18 protein-coding genes, 3 tRNA genes and 7 pseudogenes are annotated in these 23835 nt (G+C 48.3%); 15 read left to right on the top strand and 13 right to left on the bottom strand.

Translation table 11 applies throughout. From position 1 onward, the window contains the following. Positions 1-60 precede the first annotated feature (60 nt). From uvrY to LU633_RS15140, 7 genes and pseudogenes are all read left to right on the top strand, one after another. Positions 61-720, top strand: coding sequence for a UvrY/SirA/GacA family response regulator transcription factor (gene uvrY, locus LU633_RS15170; protein ID WP_016189586.1), 660 nt, complete (start codon positions 61-63; stop codon positions 718-720). Then, positions 713-2545 carry an excinuclease ABC subunit UvrC gene (gene uvrC, locus LU633_RS15165; RefSeq protein ID WP_016189585.1) on the top strand — a complete coding sequence of 611 codons (1833 nt, stop codon included), beginning with the start codon at positions 713-715 and terminating at the stop codon, positions 2543-2545. The genes uvrY and uvrC overlap by 8 nt, the downstream gene beginning before the upstream one ends. Before the next feature lie 71 nt (positions 2546-2616). Further along, entirely contained in the window at positions 2617-3165 is a 549-nt protein-coding gene (gene pgsA, locus LU633_RS15160) for a CDP-diacylglycerol--glycerol-3-phosphate 3-phosphatidyltransferase (RefSeq protein ID WP_016189584.1), read from the top strand. Between the two features lie 148 nt (positions 3166-3313). Continuing rightward, positions 3314-3389, top strand: a tRNA-Gly gene (locus LU633_RS15155). 42 nt (positions 3390-3431) lie between these two features. Next, positions 3432-3505: transfer RNA gene (locus tag LU633_RS15150), tRNA-Cys, on the top strand. Positions 3506-3517: 12 nt separating this feature from the next. Beyond that, positions 3518-3603 (top strand) — tRNA-Leu (locus tag LU633_RS15145). A gap of 154 nt (positions 3604-3757) precedes the next feature. Beyond that, positions 3758-4744: pseudogene (locus LU633_RS15140) on the top strand (tyrosine-type recombinase/integrase); the annotation flags it as partial. A gap of 8 nt (positions 4745-4752) precedes the next feature. On the opposite strand, the gene LU633_RS15135 reads toward LU633_RS15140, so the two are convergent. The 4 genes and pseudogenes from LU633_RS15135 to LU633_RS15115 form a co-directional block, all read right to left on the bottom strand. Continuing rightward, a protein-coding gene (locus LU633_RS15135; protein ID WP_233481924.1) for an IS1 family transposase occupies positions 4753-5450 on the bottom strand; the annotation gives its coding sequence in 2 pieces (ribosomal slippage) (positions 4753-5201 and positions 5201-5450; 699 coding nt in all). A 295-nt stretch (positions 5451-5745) separates the two neighbouring features. Continuing rightward, a complete protein-coding gene (locus LU633_RS15130) occupies positions 5746-6867 on the bottom strand; it encodes a tail fiber (RefSeq protein WP_016189581.1) in 1122 nt (373 codons plus the stop codon). Positions 6868-6881: 14 nt separating this feature from the next. Continuing rightward, positions 6882-8476, bottom strand: a pseudogene (gene terL / locus LU633_RS25970) (phage terminase large subunit). A 166-nt stretch (positions 8477-8642) separates the two neighbouring features. Further along, entirely contained in the window at positions 8643-8816 is a 174-nt protein-coding gene (locus tag LU633_RS15115; protein WP_016189580.1) for a hypothetical protein, read from the bottom strand. Positions 8817-8961: 145 nt separating this feature from the next. Between LU633_RS15115 and LU633_RS15110 the strand changes: the two genes are divergently transcribed. Together LU633_RS15110 and LU633_RS15105 are read left to right on the top strand one after the other, a co-directional pair. Then, positions 8962-9222: a type II toxin-antitoxin system RelB/DinJ family antitoxin gene (locus LU633_RS15110; protein WP_016189579.1), complete on the top strand. Its 261-nt coding sequence runs from the start codon at positions 8962-8964 to the stop codon at positions 9220-9222. A gap of 84 nt (positions 9223-9306) precedes the next feature. Then, on the top strand, positions 9307-9507 hold the full coding sequence (locus LU633_RS15105) for a type II toxin-antitoxin system YafQ family toxin (protein ID WP_232426821.1): 201 nt from the start codon (positions 9307-9309) through the stop codon (positions 9505-9507). A 123-nt stretch (positions 9508-9630) separates the two neighbouring features. Here LU633_RS15105 and LU633_RS15100 read toward each other — a convergent pair whose 3' ends face one another. The 7 genes and pseudogenes from LU633_RS15100 to LU633_RS15070 form a co-directional block, all read right to left on the bottom strand. After that, positions 9631-9906 carry a hypothetical protein gene (locus tag LU633_RS15100; RefSeq protein WP_016189577.1) on the bottom strand — a complete coding sequence of 92 codons (276 nt, stop codon included), beginning with the start codon at positions 9904-9906 and terminating at the stop codon, positions 9631-9633. Further along, a pseudogene (locus LU633_RS15095) lies at positions 9884-10394 on the bottom strand (DUF2778 domain-containing protein). Before LU633_RS15095 ends, LU633_RS15100 begins: the two are co-directional and overlap by 23 nt. A 114-nt stretch (positions 10395-10508) precedes the next feature. Continuing rightward, complete coding sequence (locus tag LU633_RS15090; protein WP_016189574.1) at positions 10509-10844, bottom strand: hypothetical protein; 336 nt, start codon at positions 10842-10844, stop codon at positions 10509-10511. Between the two features lie 194 nt (positions 10845-11038). Then, entirely contained in the window at positions 11039-11455 is a 417-nt protein-coding gene (locus tag LU633_RS15085) for a hypothetical protein (protein ID WP_016189573.1), read from the bottom strand. A gap of 59 nt (positions 11456-11514) precedes the next feature. Next, a complete protein-coding gene (locus tag LU633_RS15080; protein ID WP_016189572.1) occupies positions 11515-11925 on the bottom strand; it encodes a lysozyme inhibitor LprI family protein in 411 nt (136 codons plus the stop codon). 42 nt (positions 11926-11967) lie between these two features. Continuing rightward, positions 11968-12591 carry a lysozyme family protein gene (locus LU633_RS15075; protein WP_016189571.1) on the bottom strand — a complete coding sequence of 208 codons (624 nt, stop codon included), beginning with the start codon at positions 12589-12591 and terminating at the stop codon, positions 11968-11970. A gap of 905 nt (positions 12592-13496) precedes the next feature. Beyond that, positions 13497-14146, bottom strand: a pseudogene (locus tag LU633_RS15070) (IS1 family transposase); the annotation flags it as partial. Here LU633_RS15070 and LU633_RS15065 point away from each other — a divergent pair. The 3 genes and pseudogenes from LU633_RS15065 to LU633_RS15055 all read left to right on the top strand — a co-directional run. Further along, positions 14122-16266 (top strand): annotated as a pseudogene (locus LU633_RS15065) (TonB-dependent receptor). The pseudogenes LU633_RS15070 and LU633_RS15065 sit on opposite strands and share 25 nt — an antisense overlap. 560 nt (positions 16267-16826) lie before the next feature. Further along, complete coding sequence (locus tag LU633_RS15060) at positions 16827-16994, top strand: hypothetical protein (RefSeq protein WP_016189566.1); 168 nt, start codon at positions 16827-16829, stop codon at positions 16992-16994. A gap of 535 nt (positions 16995-17529) precedes the next feature. After that, positions 17530-17715 (top strand): annotated as a pseudogene (locus LU633_RS15055) (phospholipase D family protein); the annotation flags it as partial. Here LU633_RS15055 and LU633_RS15050 read toward each other — a convergent pair. Further along, positions 17704-18003: pseudogene (locus LU633_RS15050) on the bottom strand (IS5 family transposase); the annotation flags it as partial. The pseudogenes LU633_RS15055 and LU633_RS15050 sit on opposite strands and share 12 nt — an antisense overlap. A gap of 70 nt (positions 18004-18073) precedes the next feature. Here LU633_RS15050 and LU633_RS15045 point away from each other — a divergent pair. Then, positions 18074-18232: a hypothetical protein gene (locus tag LU633_RS15045; protein WP_198292504.1), complete on the top strand. Its 159-nt coding sequence runs from the start codon at positions 18074-18076 to the stop codon at positions 18230-18232. 3 nt (positions 18233-18235) lie between these two features. On the opposite strand, the gene mdoC is transcribed toward LU633_RS15045, so the two are convergent. Beyond that, complete coding sequence (gene mdoC, locus LU633_RS15040; RefSeq protein WP_016189563.1) at positions 18236-19360, bottom strand: glucans biosynthesis protein MdoC; 1125 nt, start codon at positions 19358-19360, stop codon at positions 18236-18238. Positions 19361-19663: 303 nt separating this feature from the next. Between mdoC and LU633_RS15035 the strand changes: the two genes are divergently transcribed. Both LU633_RS15035 and mdoH read left to right on the top strand, forming a co-directional pair. After that, positions 19664-21169 carry a glucan biosynthesis protein G gene (locus LU633_RS15035; RefSeq protein WP_198292509.1) on the top strand — a complete coding sequence of 502 codons (1506 nt, stop codon included), beginning with the start codon at positions 19664-19666 and terminating at the stop codon, positions 21167-21169. Continuing rightward, complete coding sequence (gene mdoH / locus LU633_RS15030) at positions 21162-23729, top strand: glucans biosynthesis glucosyltransferase MdoH (protein WP_016189561.1); 2568 nt, start codon at positions 21162-21164, stop codon at positions 23727-23729. The genes LU633_RS15035 and mdoH overlap by 8 nt, the downstream gene beginning before the upstream one ends. The last annotated feature ends 106 nt before the right edge of the window (positions 23730-23835 follow it).

The raw sequence follows: 23835 nt of genomic DNA, 5'->3' as shown, positions 1-23835 counted from the left end.
AATGACTTATTCAGATATCATCTTGAAGGTAGATGGTATCCCCCTTCTGGAGAGACCTGTTTGATAAGTGTTCTTCTTGTTGATGACCATGAACTGGTACGCGCGGGTATTCGCCGTATACTGGAAGACATTAAAGGCTTTCAGGTGGTCGGTGAAGTAAACTGTGGTGAAGATGCTGTGAAATGGTGTCGGACTAACCCTGTGAGTGTGGTGTTGATGGATATGAACATGCCTGGTATTGGCGGACTTGAAGCAACACGAAAGATTGTTCGTTACAATCCTGATGTGAAAATTATTATGTTGACTATCCATACTGAAAACCCACTGCCAGCGCGCGTTATGCAGGCTGGGGCCGCGGGCTATTTGAGTAAGGGGGCTGCGCCTCAAGAGATGGTTAACGCCATCCGTCAGGTTAATGCAGGCCAGCGTTATATTGCCACTGATATCGCGCAGCAGATGGCACTCAGTCAGATTGAACCACAAAAAGCAGATTCGCCCTTCGACAGTTTGTCAGATCGTGAATTGCAAATTATGCTGATGATAACCAAGGGGCAAAAAGTAGCGGATATCTCTGAGCAACTTAGCCTTAGTCCCAAAACAGTCAATAGTTATCGTTACAGAATGTTTAGTAAGCTCAATATCAGTGGTGACGTTGAGTTAACACACCTGGCTATCCGACATGGTCTTTTGAACGCGGAGTCGTTAATCAGCAGTGAATGACGTTTTTGATGCCAAATCCTTCCTTCAGTCCGTAACCAGTCAGCCTGGCGTTTATCGAATGTATGATGCCGAAGGTACGGTAATTTACGTTGGTAAAGCTAAAGATCTCAAAAAGCGTCTTTCAAGCTATTTTCGTGGCACTCAGGGCAGCCGTAAAACTGAAGCGCTGGTGGGCAGCATCTATCAGATTGACGTAACTGTCACACATACTGAAACAGAAGCATTGCTACTTGAGCACAATTACATCAAGCTTTACCAGCCACGCTACAACGTATTGTTGCGGGATGACAAATCCTACCCCTCTATTTTTCTTAGTGCTGATAAACATCCTCGGCTGGCCAGCCATCGCGGTGCAAAACATGCCAAAGGGGACTATTTCGGCCCCTTTCCTAACGGCTATGCGGTTCGGGAAACGCTCTCTTTACTTCAGAAAATTTTCCCTGTCCGTCAATGTGAAAACAGTGTTTACCACAATCGCTCCCGGCCCTGCTTACAGTACCAGATTGGACGGTGTCTGGGGCCTTGTGTCAAAGGTTTGGTCAGTGAGGAAGAATATGCACAGCAAACCGAATATGTCCGGTTGTTTCTTTCGGGAAAAGATGATCAGGTTTTAAAACAGTTAGTCAGGAGAATGGAAGCAGCCAGCCAGGCGTTAAAATTTGAGGAGGCGGCACGTCTGCGCGATCAAATTCAGGCCGTCAGGCGCGTAACGGAACGCCAGTTTGTATCCAACAATGGAGACGATTTGGATGTTATTGGTGTGGCTTTTGACGCCGGGATGGCTTGTATGCACGTGCTTTTCATTCGTCAGGGAAAAGTACTTGGCAGCCGCAGTTACTTTCCCAAAGTGCCAGGGGGAACTGAACTTTCAGAAGTCGTGCAGACTTTTCTGGGGCAATTTTATCTGCAAGGTAGCCAGACGCGCACTTTGCCCGGCGACATTTTGCTCGACTTTTTCCTCCCTGAGAAAGAGTTGTTGGCAGCGTCATTGACAGAAATGGTCGGACGGCGCGTCTCCATTCAGAGTAACCCCCGTGGTGACAGAGCACGTTATCTTAAACTTGCCTGCACCAATGCCAGCACGGCTTTACTCAGCCGACTCTCGCAACAATCAACTATTCATCAAAGATTACAGGCGCTGGCAGAGTTGTTGGATTTACCGACGATAAATCGCATGGAATGTTTTGATATTAGTCATACTATGGGTGAACAAACGGTAGCATCTTGTGTGGTGTTTGATAATAACGGCCCGTTGCGTTCAGAATATCGCCGCTACAACATTACTGGAATAACGCCTGGTGACGATTATGCTGCGATGAATCAGGTACTTTGCCGTCGTTATGGTAAAGATCTTATCGACAGTAAGATCCCCGATGTGATTCTGATTGATGGTGGAAAAGGGCAATTAGGTCAGGCTAAAAACGTTTTTGCTGATCTCAATGTTAACTGGGATAAAGAGCGGCCGATATTGTTAGGCTTGGCAAAGGGTACAGCTCGTAAGGCGGGTTTAGAAACGCTGTTTTTTGAGCCTGAAGGTGAGGGTTTTTCACTGCCACCAGATTCGCCAGCTTTGCATGTCATTCAGCATATTCGTGATGATTCTCACAATTATGCAATAACCGGACATCGCAACAAACGCGCTAAAGTCAAGAACACCAGCGCACTCGAATCTATTGAAGGAATTGGCCCCAAACGGCGTCAGATGCTGCTTAAATACATGGGGGGCCTGCAGCCGCTAATGAACGCTACCGTTGATGAAATTGAAAAAGTTCCTGGAATCTCAAAGCTTCTTGCGGAGAAAATATTCTATTCGCTAAAACACTAAGGATTGCAACACTGCTGGCATTGTAGGAACATAAGGACAAATTCTACTCTGCCCAGACAGTTAGCATAATTATGCATTTTAACATTCCAACGTTACTCACCCTGTTTCGTGTCGTTTTGATTCCCTTCTTTGTGCTGGCATTTTATTTGCCGTTTCAATGGGCTCCGATGGCGTGTGCCCTCATTTTTATATCAGCCGCAATAACCGACTGGTTTGATGGCTATCTGGCGCGTCGCTGGAAGCAGACGACGCGTTTTGGTGCATTTCTCGATCCTGTTGCTGACAAAGTTATGGTTGCTACAGCGTTGGTACTGGTTGCAGAATATTTTCATTCATGGTGGATTACCTTACCTGCTGCGACAATGATTGCCCGTGAAATTATCATTTCCGCTTTGCGTGAGTGGATGGCGGAGATTGGTAAACGAAGCAGTGTGGCGGTATCCTGGATTGGTAAGGTTAAAACGACAGCACAAATGCTGGCGTTGTTTGCCTTGCTCTGGCGTCCAGACAACGCTGTTCAGGGCATGGGTGTGATTGCTTTGTATATTGCGGCAGTGCTTACTTTTTGGTCAATGTTTCAGTATTTAATGGCGGCTCGCGGCGATCTGTTTGAACGGTGATCAATACGACTTAAAAAGCAGCAAACAGAAAGAAAGTGAGGATAATTGTGTTGACTCATTCATTCAGGTCAGTAGAATGCAACACATCGGAAGCAACTTGGTTGCCAGAATATAAGTAAAATCAGCATGTTCTGAAAGATTGGCTAAAGCGGGAATAGCTCAGTTGGTAGAGCACGACCTTGCCAAGGTCGGGGTCGCGAGTTCGAGTCTCGTTTCCCGCTCCAGATTTTGTTATCAGATGCACTCTGATAAGACCTGAACGTTAAGGCGCGTTGGCAGAGTGGCTATGCAGCGGATTGCAAATCCGTGGACCTCGGTTCGACTCCGGGACGCGCCTCCACTTTACACCCATGCCCGGGTGGTGAAATCGGTAGACACAAGGGATTTAAAATCCCTCGGCTTATGGTTGTGCGGGTTCAAGTCCCGCCCCGGGCACCATTAACACTTCTTCTGACGTTTTTTGAAGTCTACAAATCCAGAAAAAATCCTTTAAAAAAAGCAAGTTACCTTATTTCTTGGTCTCTTGTGGGCTACCCTCTTTTGGGGGCATAATCGGGGGCATGTCAATTCGACCAGGATTTGTGCGCCCAAAATGAAACTCAACGCTCGCCAGATAGAGACCGCAAAGCCGAAAGAGAAAGCCTATAAAATGGCTGATGGAGGCGGCTTGTATCTTGAAGTCTCCCCTAAAGGTTCCAAGTACTGGCGTATGAAATATCGTCGCCCATCCGACAAAAAGGAAGATCGGCTCGCTTTTGGTGTATACCCGACGATCACTTTGGCTGAAGCTCGGGGTAAGCGCGATGCAGCAAAGAAATTGTTGTCTCAGGGCATTGACCCCAAAGCTGAGCAAAAGGGGGCACAAGCTGAAATTGAGGGGGCATATTTATTTGAAACTATCGCAAGGCAATGGCACGCACGTAACCTAACTTGGAGCGAAGATCATAGCCGTCGCGTTCTGCTGACGCTTGAACAGTATATTTTCCCCTCGATAGGTCAAATTGATGCCAGAACGTTGAGAACCAGCCAGCTTCTTAATCCGATCAAATCTGTCGATACGGCAGGTAAACATGATGTTGCGCAGCGACTGATGCAGCGTGTAACCGCAATTATGCGTTTCGGTGTGCAGAATGACCTTCTTGAATCAAATCCTGCCAGTGATATGGCTGGAGCGCTTTTAAGCGTTAAGGCGACCCATCACCCAGAGCTACCCCCAAAAAGAATCCCTGAGTTCCTTGAAAGACTATCACGCTATAAAGGGCGACTAATGACACGGCTTGCCGTTGAATTAACGCTACTGACATTTATTCGTTCAAGTGAGATGCGTTTTGCTCGCTGGAGTGAGGTTAACTTTGAACGAAGCGAGTGGACGATACCCGGAATTCGTACACCTATTCCTGGCGTAAAACACTCTGAGCGTGGGATGAAGATGAAAACTGAACATATTTTTCCGCTTAGCAAACAGGCATTTGATATTTTTAAACGTTTACATGCATTGAGCGGTAAAGGCGAGGTTATATTTCCCAGCGATCATGATCCAAAAAAAGTAATGAGTGAAAATACAGTAAATAGGGTCTTGACGCAGATTTATTGATAATGATGAAGAGTAAGATACCAACCGATGATCTTATCATGCATTTCCTCTGACTTCGAAAAGCAAATTGTTCTGCGGGTCAGTCGTTTGATATGTGTGCGAAGATTAAGATTATGTCGTTCTGTCCGTTGGGTATATTTCTTGCTCACCATGTGGCCTGTTGCACTTAACAGAACTTTATAAACCGGCCAGGCATCTGTCATATAAAAGGCAAGGTTAAATTTGCTTAACAAGGCCAGCAATCGTCGCAGGGTCGGGGCATTTCTCGGGCCGAAGACGTGGGCCAGAGCACGTTTGCGGATACGGTCATAAGCATAGAACAACCACCGGGGATTGCTTTTACACCGCACGTAAGACCATTGTTCACCGGCTTCACAGCAGATAACAACCTCCGTTTCGGGGTCGATATTCTCAGCTACCTGCTTTGGCGAAATTTTTTTACGTGCCGCAGAACCGTATTGAGGCTGATACCGAGAACCCGTGCGGTATCGCGACATCCGTAACCATTCATGGCCATATTAACAATGGTCTGGTGTGTGTCTGGTTTGGCGCCGGAGTAGCTAAAGTTGAGCAGAAAGGTCTTTGAACAATGCTTGCAGATGTAACGTTGGGCACCGGATGCTGAATGTCCGTTACATCGTACAGCATGAGTTTCATTGCACTGAGGGCAGACGACATCAACTTTAGCCATATGTTACATCCAAAGCGCAAAGCATACGTGATCAGCAAGTCTGCGTCACGACCGTAAAACTGGTCAAATTTCGCATCAAGCGTGTCCAGCAACTGAAATGCTCGCCGCCGATATAACTGCCTCTGAAATTGGTCACGCTGACATACTGGCCTGCCGTACAACTATTTTTGAAAAAACCCCGGGCGGTTCCGTCAGTATCATACTGTCCGTAAATTTCCAGATTAATGATTTCTGTCTGGCCTGAACAGTAAAAGCGACAGAACCGGCATCACCTGTCAAAATCAGCCTGGTGGGGTTATTGTAGCCATATGCGTGATTGCCCGCGCCAGCAAGGCGAAAAAAGGCGCTTGTATGTACCACCCGAATCCCAGGATGAAACAGCAAAATTTCCTGAGGGAAACTGGACACCTGTCTTTGCCCTGTTATCTGTCTGCGTTCTGCTCCATGCCTCCATCAGTTTGATGGCCTCAATGCAGTCCGTTTCCCCGTCCGGTATTGCACCGAACATCGTTACATCAAACGTCGATGGTTCTCCAATCCGCTCCCAGTGCCAGTCTGTATTCACTACGCATGTTATGCCGCCATCCTCCGTGCCGGTAAAATTGCGGGCAACAAACTTTCCACCGCCGTATCCGGTGCCGGATGCATACTCACGCAGGGTGATCCGTTGTCCTTCGCAAGCAGGGGTGATCCCGGACAGGGTGGCATAGTTGGAACACTGGCCAATGTATTTTTCACCGTCGAATGACTGTAGATCGAGAACGTCAGGATTGACGATGTTTGCCGGAACAATCGGGTTAGGTTGCCCGGTCTGATCGTCAAAATACAGGAGACGCCCGCGCAGGCTGGCAGGTGCAGGCAGCTGATTAAACTGAAGGCCCGGGGCAAGGCGAAGCGCTCGCGTGATATCCACGCCGATGGCCTCCTCCCTCGCTGCCGCTTCCCGCGCCACCAGCAGATCAACATAGTTTTTATTCGCAGCGTCTGTCCCGTTGGTCGGCGTGGCCAGATTTTTTATGCTGTAGTTCTGCACATCATAATAGTTGTAATTGAACCACGGACGACAAAGAGCCAGTGAGTTATAAAGCGACTGACCCTGCAATGCCATCCAGATGCGGTCAAAATCAAGGTTAATGGTCTGAGCCAGCAGGTCGCCGTTGTCCTGATAGTTGGTGTCTCTGTACAGTGACATTGCCCGCAACAGCAAAACGGTGGTCCCACTCGCTGGCGGTGTCAGAAAAGTCACCTGTCCGCCGGCTGCATTACCCACCCCGCTTACCGTGTAACCTGAAGTCACCTCACCATCCACTGACACCTGCAAACCACCTGCCGCCAGGATATAAAACTGGAATGCAAAAACCGTTGTTACCCCGTTACCCTGATGCGTGTTGTAGGGTGTCTGGCTGGGTACTGACATGCAGGCGGCCTCCGTTAATAATTCACGGCGACCTCATAATTACCGTCGCCCGGTTGCCAATTCTGATGCCCGCCTCCGGTCGAAATCCTGACTATTTTTCCGATACGCACGGGCGTTTGCGATATGCCACCGGCCCCGGGGTCTATGTAGTCGTCAGGCTGGTTTTTCAGTAACGGATTAAAGTCCTGCATCTGCTCGTACATCGGGCCATCGAGCGCCTCCGTATGCGCCCACAAAAATCGGGTAGACAGTGGCGCTTCAAACGCGTCCAGGATGCGCTTTTATTTGTTCACTACGGAAAATTCTTCGGTAACGCCACAGTCGGTCCCCTTCAGCGCCTGGCGTAACAATTTCGGTGCAAATCCGCCCTGGCCGTTGACCTCGACAATGACGCGGGGGATCTGGTATTTCAGCACCAGCTCTTTAATCTCAATAACCTGCCCGCCGCTGATTTTGTCGTCGCCGTCGAACTCTGCAAGTTCTCCGGACAATTCCCGGCAGACGTGCCAGTATAAATGGCCTCGTGCGTCGGTGAGTATCAGCGAAAACGCGCTGGCGTCGCTTTTGATTTTACCCAGCGCCACGTCCCAGTAAGCCACTGCGCCCACAATCTGCACGTTGTCCAGCCACATCGTACAGACGCCGTTACCAAAGCGGATTTCAGGTTCAACGGCGTATTCCCGGATGCGTTCCGGGTTAAGTCTTGTCTGGCCAACGGGTTTACTGTGCAGCTGGTACTGCCTGTCCCAGGCATTGAACGTGCGCGTTTCCTGCCTGCGTTTCAGCAGCTCTGCGCGGTCGAATCTGTCCAGCCATGCGCAGCCTGCATAACAGTCCACCAGCGTATCCGGTGGCTCTGCAAACACGATCACATCGCCGCTTAACCGATAGTCAACGTCCTGTTGCAGTAACCTTGCGCCCTTATGGACCCCGATGAAAACGAATTCAGGGGTAAACGGCAATTCGTAGTGGGTACACGTGGCAGCGTCTTCTTCGATGCGGTGCGCTTGCGCAAACAGGGGAATGGTCAGGCAGTCCGCGCCCATACTTTCCTGCTCGTCATAAAGACTGTCCTGCGTGTGCGGCGTGCCGATAAAGAGTTTTCGCCCGCCGGGTACAAGGATATGAGTCTGTTCCTCCAGGCGATAGCGCAACTTCTCGCGAGCCTCCGGTGTGGTGATATCTTTCGGCACTTCAACGTCGTCATTCTGGCACTCATCTGCACGCGCTGACGTGACGTTAGACAGAATGCCTTTGGCGTACATGCCTGCATTTCGGAAATCTTCCGCTCCCTCCACCACTGCTCAATCGTTCCCTGTCGGTCCGGCAACATGCCCCGAGTAAGCGGGTGATTACGTATAACATTCTGCGTGTCGCGGCTGGTTTTATAAGCGGTACCGTCAGACTCTGACTGGAGCAGAATGCGGTAATCGCGGTTCTGGTGATAACGCCAGGCGTTATAAACGGCAAGAATAGTTGATTTTCCGAAGCCACGAAAGCAGCGTAGCACGGCCAGATCGCCACGGTTGGCCAGCCAGTGACAGTCTGGCACGTCCCAGCGCATACGCTCTGCCCACATATGGAAAAAGGCGGGAAAAGAGACATTCATTTTTTGCCTTTTTTCATAATCCTTTCAATAATTTCCGCCGATTCCTTCTCTGCTTTATTCACCTACTGGCCAAGCAGGAACGTTTCCTCTGAGGGGTTTTTGGCATCGACGGGCGCACCGCTGCGGCTATGCATACCGATCAGCGAATGAACTTTGATTAACAGCGTCAGCGTACCCGCCGCGTTTTTTTGCTCCAGTAGCGATCGCCACGCTCGTCCTTTGAAAGTTGTTTAACGGGTTTTTCGGCTCCGGGCCAGTTATCCGGATTGGCTTCGTTGATAACTACCTCTGTGAGTTTGTCGCTCAGCTCTGTAAGCCGGTTTTTATAATCGTCATGCATAAAAAAACCTCTTCGAATGAAGAGGCTATTTCCTGCGACCGGCAGGCTGAAATCCTGACCGTTGATTGTAGTGAGACACATTAATTATGTATATTATTGCTCACTTGAGCTACAATTTACTTTTGGTGATTTAAGGAGCTTTATTATGGCCGCAAATGCATTAGTCCGTGCGCGTATAGACGAAACATTAAAAAAAGAAGCTGCTGATGTTCTTGCAGGAATGGGCTTAACCGTGTCCGATCTGGTTCGCATCACTTTAACTAAGGTGGCCAGAGAGAAGGCGTTACCGTTTGATCTGCGCATCCCTAACGAAGTCACAGCAAACACCATCACGGCCAGTGAAAAAGGCGTTGATGTGCATCAAGCTAAAAATGCAGACGATCTCTTTGACAAACTGGGCATCTGATTATTTATGAGTCTAAAAAGGGAAATTGAATACTCGGGCTAGTTCCAAAAGGATGTTAAAAAAGCTCAGAAACGCCATAAAGATATCAGTAAGCTCAAAACTCTGATGACACTCCTGATTAATGGCAGCTTACCGCTTCCGGCAGAATACAAAGACCATCCGTTACAGGGTAATTACAAAGGTTACAGGGACGCTCATATTGAGCCTGACTGGTTACTGATTTATAAAATCACTGACAATCTGCTTCGCTTTGAACGAACAGGAACGCATTCTGACCTGTTTTAATGGTCTTTCGGCGGGTAAGAGGCTAACATCTGAATTGCCAGGTTCATGCGTTGGCCTCGGTTGATATATCAGTCAATTGGGGCTTTCGTCTTCCTGTACTCCTGCTAATGATAATCCCGGTTGTTATCTGATTCGGGAAAGTCCGATCTTAAGCAGCCTCATAGCCAGCATGTAAATCACTATCGTGATGGAAAAAACTGTGATAACTGAGACATAAAAATAGATGTCATAAATATTCTCTGCGCCTGTTTCGCCTGTACCATAAATCCAATGCCCAATACGAATTGCCAGATTATGGTTAAACCATACTTCCGGATTTCCTAAAAAGCGCCCTACCACCACAGAAAGAAGGATATAAAAGATGACTTTGCAAATCTTAGGGGCAAGCGTTCGGTTCATTAGCTACCACCTCTACCCAGCCACGCGACATCAGTGATTTCATACATGGGATCTGCATGGGTGTTGTTCTCATTAATGCGTTTCTGATCATTGCATAATCAGAGTTATGCGCGATCGTTATGCATCCTTCGGAAATCCGGCTAGGATAAAGCCTGAACAAACCACGCTGCACCCCACTAATCCAGGTATGATCATCAATACTCAAATCATCCCTGTACAAGGCAAACCATTCATCCCGACCAAATTCAGCACCGTAATAAATCTTATTGAATAAATCCTGAGATTTAGCTTTAACCCAGGAATCTAAACCGCCCGATCCCCGCTCCAGTATTTACCTGGCGGTAAAGGCCCGTCGCCAAGGATAGCCCCGCACCCACCTTTATTTCGGTAAACCTCATTACCAGAGAAAGCCATAAAAACGCCCACCCCGTAAGCTCAAAAGGCGAGTAATCTGCACCGTTAAGGCTTAACTTTTCAGACAATGCCATGAATTTTCAAACTTTTGTGTAATACATCTGATTCACGGTACCTGTTTTTTATTGGTTTCACCATATTAAATTTCTTAATATTTCCAGTTGAATACCTGGTTATTTAAGTTGCTCCTAAATCATGTTGAGGGATGGCGCGACAAAAAACAGGTTCTGGAACGGCAGCATTTTCCGTACCGCGTGTGTCTGTTTGTCGTCAAACTCGCCATTCAGCACACCATTTGCGATAGTGGCCATATCAAAGCAGGTAAGGGTTTCTTCAGCTGATGGTGTGATTGTGCTCTCCGGCTCCGCTGCAGTTGATATTGTTGTTTCTGCGGTGGTGGTTTCCGTGCTGGCGTCAGCCGGTTCAGCAGCAGGCGTGCTGCATGCTTTCTCCTGCCCGGGAACTTCTACAGGGTTTTTACGTGGTCTGCCTATTGTGTTGCCCTCGCGGTTGATGTGCTGCAAGGGTGGATGATTACAGGGTCGAAATCCTGACTATCTGGCGGGACAAACGTGCGCGTGCGAGAGGAAAAGGGGGGATGATGCATGATGCCCACAGGCAAAAACGGCAGCACTGTAGCCACCGTTTATTAGTTGTTTTTGTTTTATCTCACTGTTTTCATTTGAAACGGTTCGAATAAGCTAGGGGGAATTTATCTTTATTCAAACTGATAGTTTGCGTAATAGTTAATTCTTTCACTATAACCCTTTATCGTGCAGGCATTTTTATCAGTGTGAAAAGCAAAACTATCATATTCGTCTAAATATGCCTCCGTTATACACTCTTCACCTATAAAAGAATCCCATTGGTCTTTGGATTTTCTAAGATGCTGAACAAAATCCTTGTAGTTGTGAAAATCATCTTTGCGCAGCTCAACTTTTTTTAACAGGGATTTAAATTGATTTTCGTATTCTGTTTTTTTCTGGTCAGCAAGGTATATCATACAGTTGGGTACGGCTGCTGTTACCGGCTTACTGTAACAGCTCTCAAGAATTTCATTTTTAAAATAATCATCATCTTCAGCTGCTACAGACGAAAACAGCAGCAGGACAGGTAATGTCAAAATAATTTTCATTTTATTTATCTTTTCGAAAAAATAAACCTACCCCAACTTTTTTTGTTGGGGCGTATTTTCTAAAATTTATTTTCTCTGTAGTATTTTATTCGTTCTTCGTAATGTTTTATCAGGCAATAATTATAACTAAAAATATAAGGAGAATTACCCTCTTCATAAACAGATGCTTCAGCAAGGCATTCTTTTTCAATATACACTTCCCAATTTTCCCTTGCCTCTTTCACCAGTTTTGCTATAACCTTTTTATCGAAAGGTCTTTCTTCTTCTGTTGTAACTGTTTCGAGATAGTTTTCGTATTCTTTTTTATAATTTATCTTTTTACTTTCAGCCAGGTTAATCATGCACTCTGAAATTTCAACAGAATGTGATAACCCCATACATGGGGTTTTGTTAACTGCATCCTTACTACTAGCATACGAAGTCTCAGCCAGAGATAATAATATTATAATAAAAGAAGTTGTTTTTTTCATTTCATGTACTCCTGAATATACCTGACTCTCCTCCTGGCAGATTCATAATTCGCAAGAAACGCATTTCCGTTTATAAGCTTTATAACGTCTTGCTTTTTTTTTACCAAAAACAGAAATCATTTCATGCCTCAATGCTCCCTGAAATCTCATGTCAATAAGCACTTCCTTCAACACTTTATGTAGTTCACCCCATGAAACCGAATCCTGTTTTTTATATTTATTATAAAACCGGATGGAATCTTTAACATACCCGGCATAGACTTTTTCAAATAGCCTCAACTGTTGTTGCTCAGTTAATTCAATCGTTGAGCCTCTGTTATTCTTAACAAAGTCACTGGCGGCACAATGGCTTTTATGAGCACCGCCGGCTATTTTTTTCGCCTCATTAATGGGAACGCCTGCCAGCGTTAAATGAGAGATTATTTCTCCGGTGCTTCTGTGCTTCATGTCATAACCACGTCCGATGGTAACACCCGATCCATATGAGTTGCAGTCAGATTCCATTCCGGGCCAGTGCAGTTTTCTTGAATAATAACGACTCCCGGTAATGTTATTCCCTTCGGCTCTGAACGTCAGTAGTCCTTCTTTTGGTTCCAGCATGATAAAAACTCCTTCCCTGTTTTTTCCGCCCATCACTGGCGTGGAAAACATAGTAGCAATCTGCATGTTTCTCCACAACCGGGCCAGACAGGATTAAGACGACTGGCCTGCGTCTTACTTTTTCATCTCCTGCGGTATCGGACCGCTTCCCACCGGGTAAACGGCAGTTCATCCTGATTTTTTTTGGTGACCAGCTCCCATAGTCGAATCAGTCGCTCCCCGTCGCTGTATCGTGGCTCACTGCCGTTTTTCCAGTACATGACCGTCGATTTAGCGGCGACAAGGTGACGTGCTATGCGCTGGTGTGTGAATCCGGCGCGTTCCGGTCAGTTATGACGCGAAACCAGTCAACCTGCATTTCTGCCCCCCCAACGCGCGCGTACGCGAGGATAACGGCAAGCGGTATGGTTGGTCCACGTCGTAAAAAAATAACAAATATGAAGTCATAAATTAAAAAAAGGGCCATTTTTTCTCTCAAAACGGCACGATGATACACAGTCAGGTTGTTCAGACTTCAACGCTGATTATAGTCTGTTTCCCTTACCGTCAACAATATAGAGGCCCATCTGCCTGAGAGCCTCTATTAATTTTTACGCTGTCCTGGCCCGGTGTCCAGGGGGTATCGAATTCGTGACCTGACCCGAGGAACGTCTGGGCCATCTGAACAAATTTTGTGCCCACCAGCCGTTCAGCGACGCAGAGCGCCGCGTAGCGCCGTACAGCATCAAGCATGGTCTGGTGCGGCGTTCCCTGTCGGATATGAACCTGCTAGGCCTTGAACGCGGCGGCCTTGCCGGTGGTTCCCTGACGTTTGGGGTATTCCTGCCAGAGAGTTTCGAAATCCTCCGGGTATTTCTGGGGCTTAATGTTTCTGACCGGCGGCGGTTTTTTATCCACAGGCGATTTTTCAAAACCAGACGTATGTTTTTTGTTTTTTTCTTTTAGATCTTTATCTTGGTCGTGACGCAGATTTATTGATAATGATGAAGAGTAAGATACCAACCGATGATCTTATCATGCATTTCCCCTGACTTCGAAAAGCAAATTGTTCTGCGGGTCAGTCGTTTGATATGTGTGCGAAGATTAAGATTATGTCGTTCTGTCCGTTGGGTATATTTCTTGCTCACCATGTGGCCTGTTGCACTTAACAGAACTTTATAAACCGGCCAGGCATCTGTCATATAAAAGGCAATGTTAAATTTGCTTAACAGGGCCAGCAATCGTCGCAGGGTCGGGGCATTTCTCGGGCCGAAGACGTGGGCCAGAGCACGTTTGCGGATACGGTCATAAGCATAGAACAACCACCGGGGATTGCTTTTACACCGCACGTAAGACCATTGTTCACCGGCTTCACAGCAGATAACAACCTCCGTTTCGGGGTCGATATTCTCAGCTACCTGCTTTGGCGAAATTTTTTTACGTGCCGCAGAACCGTATTGAGGCTGATACCGAGAACCCGTGCGGTATCGCGACATCCGTAACCATTCATGGCCATATTAACAATGGTCTGGTGTGTGTCTGGTTTGGCACCGGAGTAGCTAAAGTTGAGCAGAAAGGTCTTTGAACAATGCTTGCAGATGTAACGTTGGGCACCGGATGCTGAATGTCCGTTACATCGTACAGCATGAGTTTCATTGCACTGAGGGCGCTGCTTCCGGCAACGAGCAAACCATGACCGTAATGGCCACGCCGAACAATGAGTTTAATCCGGGTGGTGATCGGCTGGCGCCCGCCTACCTCGATGGGCAAATTGCCAATGGTGGACGCATGGGAATGCTGGGCGAGCAGAGCGCCCGTGCTGTCCCTTTCAGTGTTATCGGCTATACCAGCAAAATGATTCAGGACCGACAGGCCAATACCATTAAAGATGTGGTGGCCAATGATGCCTCCGTACAGAACGTTCAGGGCTACGGCAATTTTGCGGAAACTTACCGTATACGTGGTTTTGACCTCTACGGCGATGATATGACGCTGGGGGGATTGTCCGGTGTTATGCCTCGCCAGGTGGTTTCCACGCAGATGATTGAGCGGGTTGAAGTCTTTAAAGGGGCGAATGCGCTGATCAATGGTGCGGCTTCCAGCGGCGTGGGTGGCATGATTAACCTTGAACCAAAACATGCTGATGATATTCCGCTGACGCGCATTGACCTTGATTACAGCCCGGCTTCGCAGGTGGGTATGTCGCTGGATACGGGGTGCCGTTTTGGCGATGACAACCAGTGGGGCGTGCGCGTTAACGTTCTGCATCGCGAAGGTGAGACTGCTGTGGATAACGAAAAGCGGCGGGCGACGCTGGCCTCACTGGGTCTGGATTATCGTGGTGATAAACTGCGTACTTCGCTCGATCTGGGCTACCAGAAGCAGGCATACGATGGTGGCCGCACTGGCGTTAATATTGGCAGCGTCGATTTCATTCCTACGGTGCCGCGTACCACCAGCAACTACAGCCAGAAGTGGGTTTACAGCGATCTGGAAAGCAAGTTTGGCATGGCGCGTGCTGAGTATGATTTTATTCCAGGCTGGACCGTCTGGGGTGCGTTAGGTGGGCAGCATTCCCATGAGGCCGGTGCTTATGCAGCACCCAAACTGATCGATGAGGACGGTTCTGCGACTATTAGCCGTATGGACACCGCTAAGTATGTAGATGTGTTCAGCGGAATGGGGGGTATTCGCGGCAAGTTTGCGACTGGCGTGGTGAGCCATAGCATCAATGTTAGCTATGCTGCGCAAACCCGTCGTGAAAAAACCGCTTATGGTATGGCGCTGACGTCAGAAGCGACCAATATTTATGACACCGTGGCCGTACCCGAACCGGTTAATACTTATTTTGGTGGCGATTTGAACGCCCCCCGGCCAACCAGCCGCGTGCGTACCGAAGGTGTATTGCTTGCCGATACGCTGGGTTTCCTTGATGACAAGGTGTTATTAACCGTCGGCGCGCGCCATCAAAAAGTGACGGTGCGTAACTATGCTTATGGTACGGTGGTAGAGGACACCGCTTCCCGCTTTGATCGCTCTCGCTGGACGCCGGGCTATGGACTGGTGGTGAAAGCGACGGATGCGCTGTCGGTCTATGCTAATCATATTGAAGCGCTGCAGCCGGGTTCAACGGCGTCCAGTATGGCTCTCAATGCGGGGCAGGTAACAGGTATTTTACTGTCAAAACAAAATGAAGTCGGTTTGAAGCTGGATGGTGGTCGTCTGGGCGGCATGCTTGCGCTTTTCGAAATCAAAAAGCCCATCGGCATTATCGATCCACAAACCAATATTTATGGCTTATACGGTGAGCAGCGTAACCGTGGTGTTGAGCTGAATGTCTTTGGTGAGCCGATCTACGGTGTGCGTCTGAACGGTAGCGCGACTTGGCTTGATCCGACGATGAAGCAAACGCAAAACGGCACCTATGACGGTAAACAGGCGATCGGCGTGGCGAACTTCTACACCGTATTGAGTGCCGAGTATGATATCAAACCCGTCGAGGGGCTGACGGCGGTGGTCAGGGTGACTCACTCTGGCTCGCAATATGCTGACCAGGATAACACTAAAAAGCTCGATCAGTATAGCGTGTTGGATATCGGTATGCGTTATCGGATAAGAGTTCAACAGAGTGACCTGACCTGGCGCCTGGGACTGGATAACGTGACTAACAAGAAATACTGATCGGGCGTTGAGAGCTACGGCACCTATATCACCCAGGGTGATCCGCGTACGCTAAAATTATCAATGAGTTACGATTTTTAACCTTAAGGGCTGTTTTAGCAGCCCTTAACATTTCCCACTCACAACTTGCTCACGATTTATTAGTATAATATCCTGATATTTATTACATAATTAACAAAAATTAGACGAAAAAAAGTGCTATTTTAGTCGAAAATTGCGTTTAATAATGGACTGTAACAGGTTTTTTCTCTGGTACTATGTTAGACTCCGGCCTTCTGAAATTTAATGGCATGGAGCCAGGTGACACCAGGATGATCAAATCATAATTTATTCTTGTGCTATGGTTCTGGCAGATTTCAGATTTGCTATGTTCCGTCCGGATTGGCACGGGGTTGAGTTAACTGAATAAGACTGGCAATGCTTACAGGATGTTCAGCCAGCCGATGATGGCTATCATGAGCGATTTTCCTGAAAATAAGCCCCCAGAAGAAACAGAGCATCCGCTGAATGATGCACAGTTTGCTATTATGGTATTGGCCGTTACCTCATTCACGTTAATAGCGTTTGTCCTCATCATTACCTTACTGATTACCTAGCACGCTCTTTGGGATTGTTTAGCATCAAATGGAGAAGTAAAAAGTATGGACACGAAAGACGATCGCCTTTTGGCCCTGGTGGGGCTGCTGGCTGGTGTACTGTTTACTATTGTTGTGTTGTTTCTTCTCACCTGGCTTTCCGATGTCCGACGTATGCCTGCTGATTATACCAGTCCCGAACCCTGCCAGGCGGTGAAAGCGCCGTACCCCTGACGGATATCTGTGATACGAAGCATGCAATTAAGTATGGATTAGCTATCTCGGTATAACGCCTGCGGCGGCAAGGCGGTGTACAAAAATTATTTATTGGCAATTACGCCCTTTGTTTTTCCTCCGGGCTATCAAAATTGCCGTTCCGAACCAGGTAATATTATCCTTACTCACTGAAAACGGTGATTTGCGTTGATGATGGGGGACTGTGCCTGCATAACGGACATTATTAGATTATTCAGACATTACTTAATCATGTCGGCGTTACTGAATGTAGGCCTGTCCAGAAGTCAGAATTGCCAAACTGTTCGGTACGTTTTGAGTCTTTTTGCCGCGCCAGTGTTCATCATCGGCAGAGACGCTGGCTGCATTAATAGCGATAGCTGCAGCGATAATCTATTTTTCATGTTATTGCCGTTAAGTCACTTTTCTGAAAGTATGGAATGATGACAGTTGATTGTGGCATTTAAGCAGCGGAATACTCGTGGCAGAGGCCTTTACACCGGAAACGGATGGAACGACATTAACGAGGGGGCGACTGGTGCGTGCTGTTTCTTCTCTGACTGTTCCCCACCCTGAGCACAGCGGGATTCATTCCCTGGAATAGGGGCTGGACGCTTTTGCAGCCCGCTATCTGTTGCTGCCAATGGCGGAATACTCCCTTGATATTCAATATGATATCTGGAAAAATGATCTGTCTGGTCGCCTGTTATTCAGTGCCGTCCGGGTGTTCACAGGCCAGTAATCCGTTCTGCCAGAAACGCCCGAAGACACCTGCGTCTCTCCGTTTCCGGAAGCGCCGGGGCGCAGAACCTGATGAACCTATCCCTGTGGCATTGAGTGCATTCCACTGACAGGCTGTGCTGAGGACGAAGAAAATGGCGTTCATTGCGGCCCGATTATCAGCACGTTTTCGGCGCGTACCCGGAGGATGGCGGGTTTTGTGTTCCGGGATAAGCGGAGCGATTTTGTCCCGGAGTTCATCGCTAATCTGCCCTTTACCGCCTGCCATACTTTGCCCTCAGATATGACCGGAATGCATTATACGATAACCCCTTTTGGGACAGAGTCTTAATGCTGAAATGGACTTTGTCATCGAAAGTACTCTGCTGGTCATCCGCATTCATCAGCGCTTTGTTCAGCGTCTGCTGGTGCGGCTTGTCTGGCGTCTGCCTGTTGAATGGCTGCTGTGTAATTCGACTTTGCCACCAGCGATTAGGCGGGCGGCACCGTTGAAGTGAAGATTAACGCTGGGGTTTACCTGAGAAGAGAAAGCGTAGTAGTGGTATGCGCAAATGAATTTCATAAAGAATAAACGCAATGCCAAACACAAAAAGCAGGCCCGCAAAAAAACCAAGGGCATTGTTGCTGATGTCAGGTACGAGAAAAATGCCGTACAAAATGGTCAGCGGGTGGTGCACAAGGTAGATAAACAGGGATGCATTCACCAGATAAGTCACGCGCGGTGAGTGCGTGTTAAGCAAGCGATGCCCAAGAGAGAAGACCACGTTCACCATCCACAGCCCCATCATCATCGACACCACAGCATCAATTTCGTAGAGCCAGCTTTCGTCTTTATTCCAGGTCTGGTTAGCAACATAGGCGGCGAAAGCTACGGCGGACCCGATAAATGTCCAGGGGATCGGCTTAATAAAATGCGTTTTTATTGCAGGGTACTTCCACGTCATTGCCCCAAGCACGAAGAAGGGCAGAAAAAATAGCGACTGCATGACGCCATAGTTAAAAAGTCCATTTCCCAGAAGATGAGGTGTAAATAGCACCAGCAGACGACGAAGGGCACCCCAGACAACGCTGTACACCAGAACAGCAAAGCTAAGTTTTATCCAGCCAGGGCTTGCGAAGTAGTTCTCTGAACTCTGCCGGTTATTGAGCCATTTAAAGATCCAGACTCCGGCAACGGTCAGCACCATCAGCACCAATAAAAACCATAAATGAGAAATCAGATCCCAACTAAGCGCATTTAATTTGTCGTAAAGGGACAGGCTGTGCCAGTCACCAATTTTGGTGGTCCAGGCTTGAATCATAAAAAACTGAGGCAGCGTCAGCAGAGGTATTGCAGCTAGCATGGGGATGCCTACACGCTCCAGCCGTACCTTCAGCCAGTGCCGGTGACTATAGCGTTGAAACAACATGTAAGAAAAATAACCGGAAATAACGAAGAATACCTGCATGCGAAAGGCATGAATAAAATCATTTAAAATAGTTAGCCATTCTGAAGGCGCAGGGCTGTTAACTGACCAGGATTGCGTGGAATAAATTAGCGATACGTGAAAAGGCACGCCTAAAAGCATCAGATAAGCTCTTATTGAGTCAAAAAAATACTCTCGTTGCTGTGTTTTTCTGGTCATATTTATCCAGTAATTAACATGTTACGGCACGGGCTCACCCTGAGCCGCGCGAAAGCTTAACGCTCACTGTAGTTGAGAAATCGTACTTATACTATCAGGGGAATCTGTATCCACTAATTACTTGAGAACAGAGCGCTAAAAGCCGCTCTTGTACTGAACAAAAGTGTACTTGATCTGTCCGAAAGCTAATTTATCCATTAAGATGAGTGGGTTCAATGCAGGCACGCGAAAGGGGGGGATGTGCTGATTAAAATTAAAAACAAGCCACAACTAAAGAAATTAAGCTGGCTTGGTGTTTCCATTATGTTGTCAATGCATGTCGGTTCGGTTTGGGCTTTCGGTATTGATGATGTTGCAAAACAGGCGAAAGAGTTAGCAGCTAAAGGGTACGAAGCACCCAAAGGCAATTTACCTGCCCCGCTGCGTGATATGAAATATGCTGATTATCAGCAAATTCAGTTTAATCATGATAAAGCCTGGTGGAATAAACTGAAAACCCCATTTAAGCTGGAGTTTTATCACCAGGGAATGTATTTCGACCTGCCGGTGAAAATTAATGAGGTCACGGCGTCGACCTCGCGGGAGATTAAATACTCGCCGGACTATTTTAACTTTGGCAATGTTAAGCATGACCCGGAAACGGTCAAAAACCTTGGTTTTGCCGGTTTTAAAGTGCTTTTTCCGCTGAACAACAAAAATAAAAAAGACGATGAAATCACCAGCTTTCTCGGTGCCAGCTATTTTCGCGTAATTGGTGCGGGACAGGTGTACGGTCTTTCCGCACGAGGTCTTGCTATTGATACGGCCCTGCCGTCGGGTGAAGAATTTCCGCGTTTTAAGGAATTTTGGGTTGAGCGGCCAAAACCGTCCGATAAGCATCTGGTCATCTATGCGCTGCTGGATTCTCCGCGCGCCTCGGGAGCCTACCGTTTCCTGATTACCCCGGGCAAAGAAACCACCGTAGACGTTCAGTCTAAAGTCTATCTGCGTGACAAAGTCGGTAAGCTTGGCGTGGCACCGTTAACCAGTATGTTCCTGTTCGGTGCAAACCAGCCTTCGCCCCAGGTTAATTATCGTCCGGCGCTGCATGATTCCAGCGGTCTGTCGATTCATGCTGGAAATGGCGAGTGGATCTGGCGTCCGCTGAATAATCCAAAACATCTGGCGGTCAGTACTTTTACCGTAGAGAGCCCAAAAGGCTTTGGCCTGTTGCAGCGCGGCAGAGATTTTGCGCAATATCAGGATCTGGATGACCGTTACGATTTGCGCCCCAGTGCGTGGATCGAACCTCAGGGGGACTGGGGTAAAGGTCATATCGAGCTGGTTGAAATCCCAACCACGGATGAAACCAATGACAACATTGTTGCCTTCTGGACGCCTGAAAGCCTGCCTGATGCAGGTAAAGAGATGTATTTCATCTATCGTCTGCATTTCACTCGTGATGAGAATCAACTGCATTTGCCAGAAATGGCCTATGTTAAGGATACGCTGCGTTCAACGGGTGATATTAAGCAGTCTAATCTGGTGCGTCAGTCGGATGGCACAGTCGCTTTTATTGTTGATTTCACCGGCGAGCAGATGAGCCAGCTACCCGACAATACTCCGGTTACACCACAGGTTAGCATTGGTAATAACGGAGAGCTGGTGGAAAGCAGCGTGCGTTATAATCCGGTCACTAAAGGCTGGCGATTAGTTATGCGCCTGCGCGTGAAAGACAGCAAACAGCCCACAGAAATGCGTGCTGCACTGCTTAACGGTGACAAGACGCTGACAGAAACATGGAGCTATCAGTTGCCTGCCAATGAATAAATCTACTGCAATACCCACAGAATATATTGATGCGCTTCCTCTTTCTGCCGGGCGGAAAGAGGCGCTCAACACCCAGTTGCCTGCTGAATCTGAAAACAGCTTCAGCCAGTTGCACCAGTCACTGAGCGGAGAGGAATCGCCTCTCTCCGGGCGTGTGGATGACGCACCCATGAGTTCAGTGAAAGCGCGTGTCGGGATGACCTGGCCTGACTCCATCGGCGAGGGAAAACAGTTTGGTAAAGATGCCCTGGAGCGTACCACGCTTAAAGCGATGCCCTGTCACACTCGCTCATCCATGTACCCGGAGGCCTGGCGTACTAATCCCGTGTCCCGCGCGTGGGACTCTCTGCGCGGTCGTAAGAGCAAGCCTCGATACAGCAGCAATGCTGAGGTGCAGCGTTCCGAAGAGAAGTGGCGTCATGTTGGCTCCATTCGCCGCTATATTCTGTTGCTGCTGACCATTGCCCAGACCGTTGTGGCGACCTGGTACATGAAAACCATTCTGCCTTATCAGGGCTGGGCGCTGATCGATCCGGTTGAAATGATCAATCAGAACTGGCAGCAATCGCTGCTGCAAATCCTGCCTTATGTGCTGCAAACCGGCATTCTGTTCCTTTTTGCCGTGCTGTTTTGCTGGGTATCGGCAGGGTTCTGGACTGCACTAATGGGATTCCTGCAGCTGCTGATTGGAAAGGATAAATACAGTATTTCCTATGCCTCACACGGTGATGAGCCTGTTAATCCTGAGCATCGTACTGCGCTTATCATGCCGATTTGTAACGAGGATGTGGACAGAGTGTTTGCTGGCCTGCGGGCAACCTGGGAATCGGTGGTAAGAACCGGTGAACAGCAGCACTTCGATGTTTACATTCTCAGCGACAGTTACAATCCGGACATTGCTGTTTCTGAGCAGAAGGCGTGGATGGAGCTGGTACGTGATGTCGGGGGTGAAGGCCGTATTTTCTATCGTCGTCGTCGTCGTCGTGTCAAGCGTAAGAGCGGCAACATAGATGATTTCTGCCGACGCTGGGGAAGCCAGTATAGCTATATGGTGGTGCTGGATGCCGACAGCGTGATGAGTGGTTATTGCCTCACCAGTCTGGTGCGCATGATGGAAGCTAATCCGAAAGCCGGAATTATTCAGTCGTCACCGAAAGCCTCCGGCATGGACACGCTTTATGCCCGCTGCCAGCAATTTGCTACCCGCGTGTATGGTCCACTATTTACCGCAGGCCTGCATTTCTGGCAGCTTGGCGAGTCGCATTATTGGGGACATAATGCGATTATTCGTGTTAAACCCTTTATTGAGCACTGTGCACTTGCGCCGTTGCCGGGTGAAGGTTCTTTCGCTGGCTCTATTCTCTCCCATGACTTCGTGGAAGCTGCGCTGATGCGTCGTGCGGGGTGGGGCGTGTGGATAGCCTATGATTTACCCGGTTCTTATGAGGAACTGCCGCCAAATCTGCTCGATGAACTTAAACGCGACCGCCGCTGGTGCCACGGTAACCTGATGAACTTCCGGCTGTTTTTGGTGAAGGGAATGCATCCGGTTCACCGTGCAGTGTTTCTGACCGGGGTGATGTCCTATCTGTCTGCGCCGCTGTGGTTTATGTTCCTCGCGCTTTCTACCGCGCTGCAGGTGGTGCATACGTTGATGGAGCCATCCTATTTCCTACAGCCGCGGCAGCTGTTTCCCGTCTGGCCGCAGTGGCGTCCTGAACTGGCTATCGCGCTGTTCTCCACGACGCTGGTGCTGCTGTTCCTGCCAAAGCTGCTGAGTGTGATCCTGATTTGGTGCAAAGGCGCAAAACCCTATGGTGGTGCTTTCCGTATCTTTATCTCACTCTTTTTGGAAATGCTGTTTTCAGTGTTACTGGCACCGGTCAGAATGCTGTTCCACACCGTGTTTGTGGTGAGTGCATTTCTGGGCTGGGAAGTGGTCTGGAACTCACCGCAGCGTGATGACGATGCCACGCCGTGGAGTGAGGCATTCAAACGCCATGGCTTACAGATGTTGTTAGGGATTGTCTGGGCGGCAGGAATGGGCTGGCTCGATCTGAACTTTCTCTGGTGGCTGGCACCTATCGTATTCTCGCTGATTCTGTCGCCGTTCGTCTCGGTATTCTCCAGTCGTGCCACTACGGGAATGGCCTCAAAAAGGGCGAAGTTGTTCCTGATCCCGGAAGAGTATGATCCGCCTAAGGAGCTGCTGGATACTGACAGATACAACGAGCTGAACCGGTCTCGTGCGTTGAAAGACGGATTTATGCACGCGATGTTTAACCCGTCGTTCAATGCGCTTGCCAGTGCGATGGCAACGTCACGGCACCTTAAAAGTGACATTCTTGAATTCGCCCGCGATCGTCGTGTCGAGCAGGCACTGAGGGAATCACCCACTAAACTCGATCGCGATCGCCGCCTGGCGCTGATTAGTGACCCGGTTACGCTGTCACGCATGCATTATCAGCTGTGGCAACATGCGGATAAGTACCACGACTGGTTTGACTATTATCAATCGTTAAAAATGAATCCTGAAGCGATTCAGACGGCAAAGCGCTGATATCAATTGTTAAAAACCGGGATTAACCTCCCGGTTTTTTATGCAAATTTTTTGTCGGTTTTACAGGAACTTTGCGGTTTCCCTTTTTTGCTGCAAATGCTCGCAG

Source organism: Erwinia tracheiphila, from assembly GCF_021365465.1.
Lineage (GTDB): Bacteria > Pseudomonadota > Gammaproteobacteria > Enterobacterales > Enterobacteriaceae > Erwinia > Erwinia tracheiphila.
Note: the sequence above shows the minus strand (reverse complement) of the source record. Positions and strands in the feature narration are given on the sequence as shown.

What these genes read in the sequence shown, in the direction of transcription:
- pgsA (WP_016189584.1), top strand. Translation starts at nt 2,617, where the DNA reads ATGCATTTTAACATTCCAACGTTACTCACCCTGTTTCGTGTCGTTTTG.
- LU633_RS15130 (WP_016189581.1), bottom strand. Translation starts at nt 6,867, where the DNA reads ATGTCAGTACCCAGCCAGACACCCTACAACACGCATCAGGGTAACGGG.
- LU633_RS15115 (WP_016189580.1), bottom strand. Translation starts at nt 8,816, where the DNA reads ATGCATGACGATTATAAAAACCGGCTTACAGAGCTGAGCGACAAACTC.
- LU633_RS15110 (WP_016189579.1), top strand. Translation starts at nt 8,962, where the DNA reads ATGGCCGCAAATGCATTAGTCCGTGCGCGTATAGACGAAACATTAAAA.
- LU633_RS15100 (WP_016189577.1), bottom strand. Translation starts at nt 9,906, where the DNA reads ATGAACCGAACGCTTGCCCCTAAGATTTGCAAAGTCATCTTTTATATC.
- LU633_RS15085 (WP_016189573.1), bottom strand. Translation starts at nt 11,455, where the DNA reads ATGAAAATTATTTTGACATTACCTGTCCTGCTGCTGTTTTCGTCTGTA.
- LU633_RS15080 (WP_016189572.1), bottom strand. Translation starts at nt 11,925, where the DNA reads ATGAAAAAAACAACTTCTTTTATTATAATATTATTATCTCTGGCTGAG.
- LU633_RS15075 (WP_016189571.1), bottom strand. Translation starts at nt 12,591, where the DNA reads ATGCAGATTGCTACTATGTTTTCCACGCCAGTGATGGGCGGAAAAAAC.
- LU633_RS15060 (WP_016189566.1), top strand. Translation starts at nt 16,827, where the DNA reads ATGGACACGAAAGACGATCGCCTTTTGGCCCTGGTGGGGCTGCTGGCT.
- LU633_RS15045 (WP_198292504.1), top strand. Translation starts at nt 18,074, where the DNA reads ATGGACTTTGTCATCGAAAGTACTCTGCTGGTCATCCGCATTCATCAG.
- mdoC (WP_016189563.1), bottom strand. Translation starts at nt 19,360, where the DNA reads ATGACCAGAAAAACACAGCAACGAGAGTATTTTTTTGACTCAATAAGA.
- LU633_RS15035 (WP_198292509.1), top strand. Translation starts at nt 19,664, where the DNA reads ATGTTGTCAATGCATGTCGGTTCGGTTTGGGCTTTCGGTATTGATGAT.
- mdoH (WP_016189561.1), top strand. Translation starts at nt 21,162, where the DNA reads ATGAATAAATCTACTGCAATACCCACAGAATATATTGATGCGCTTCCT.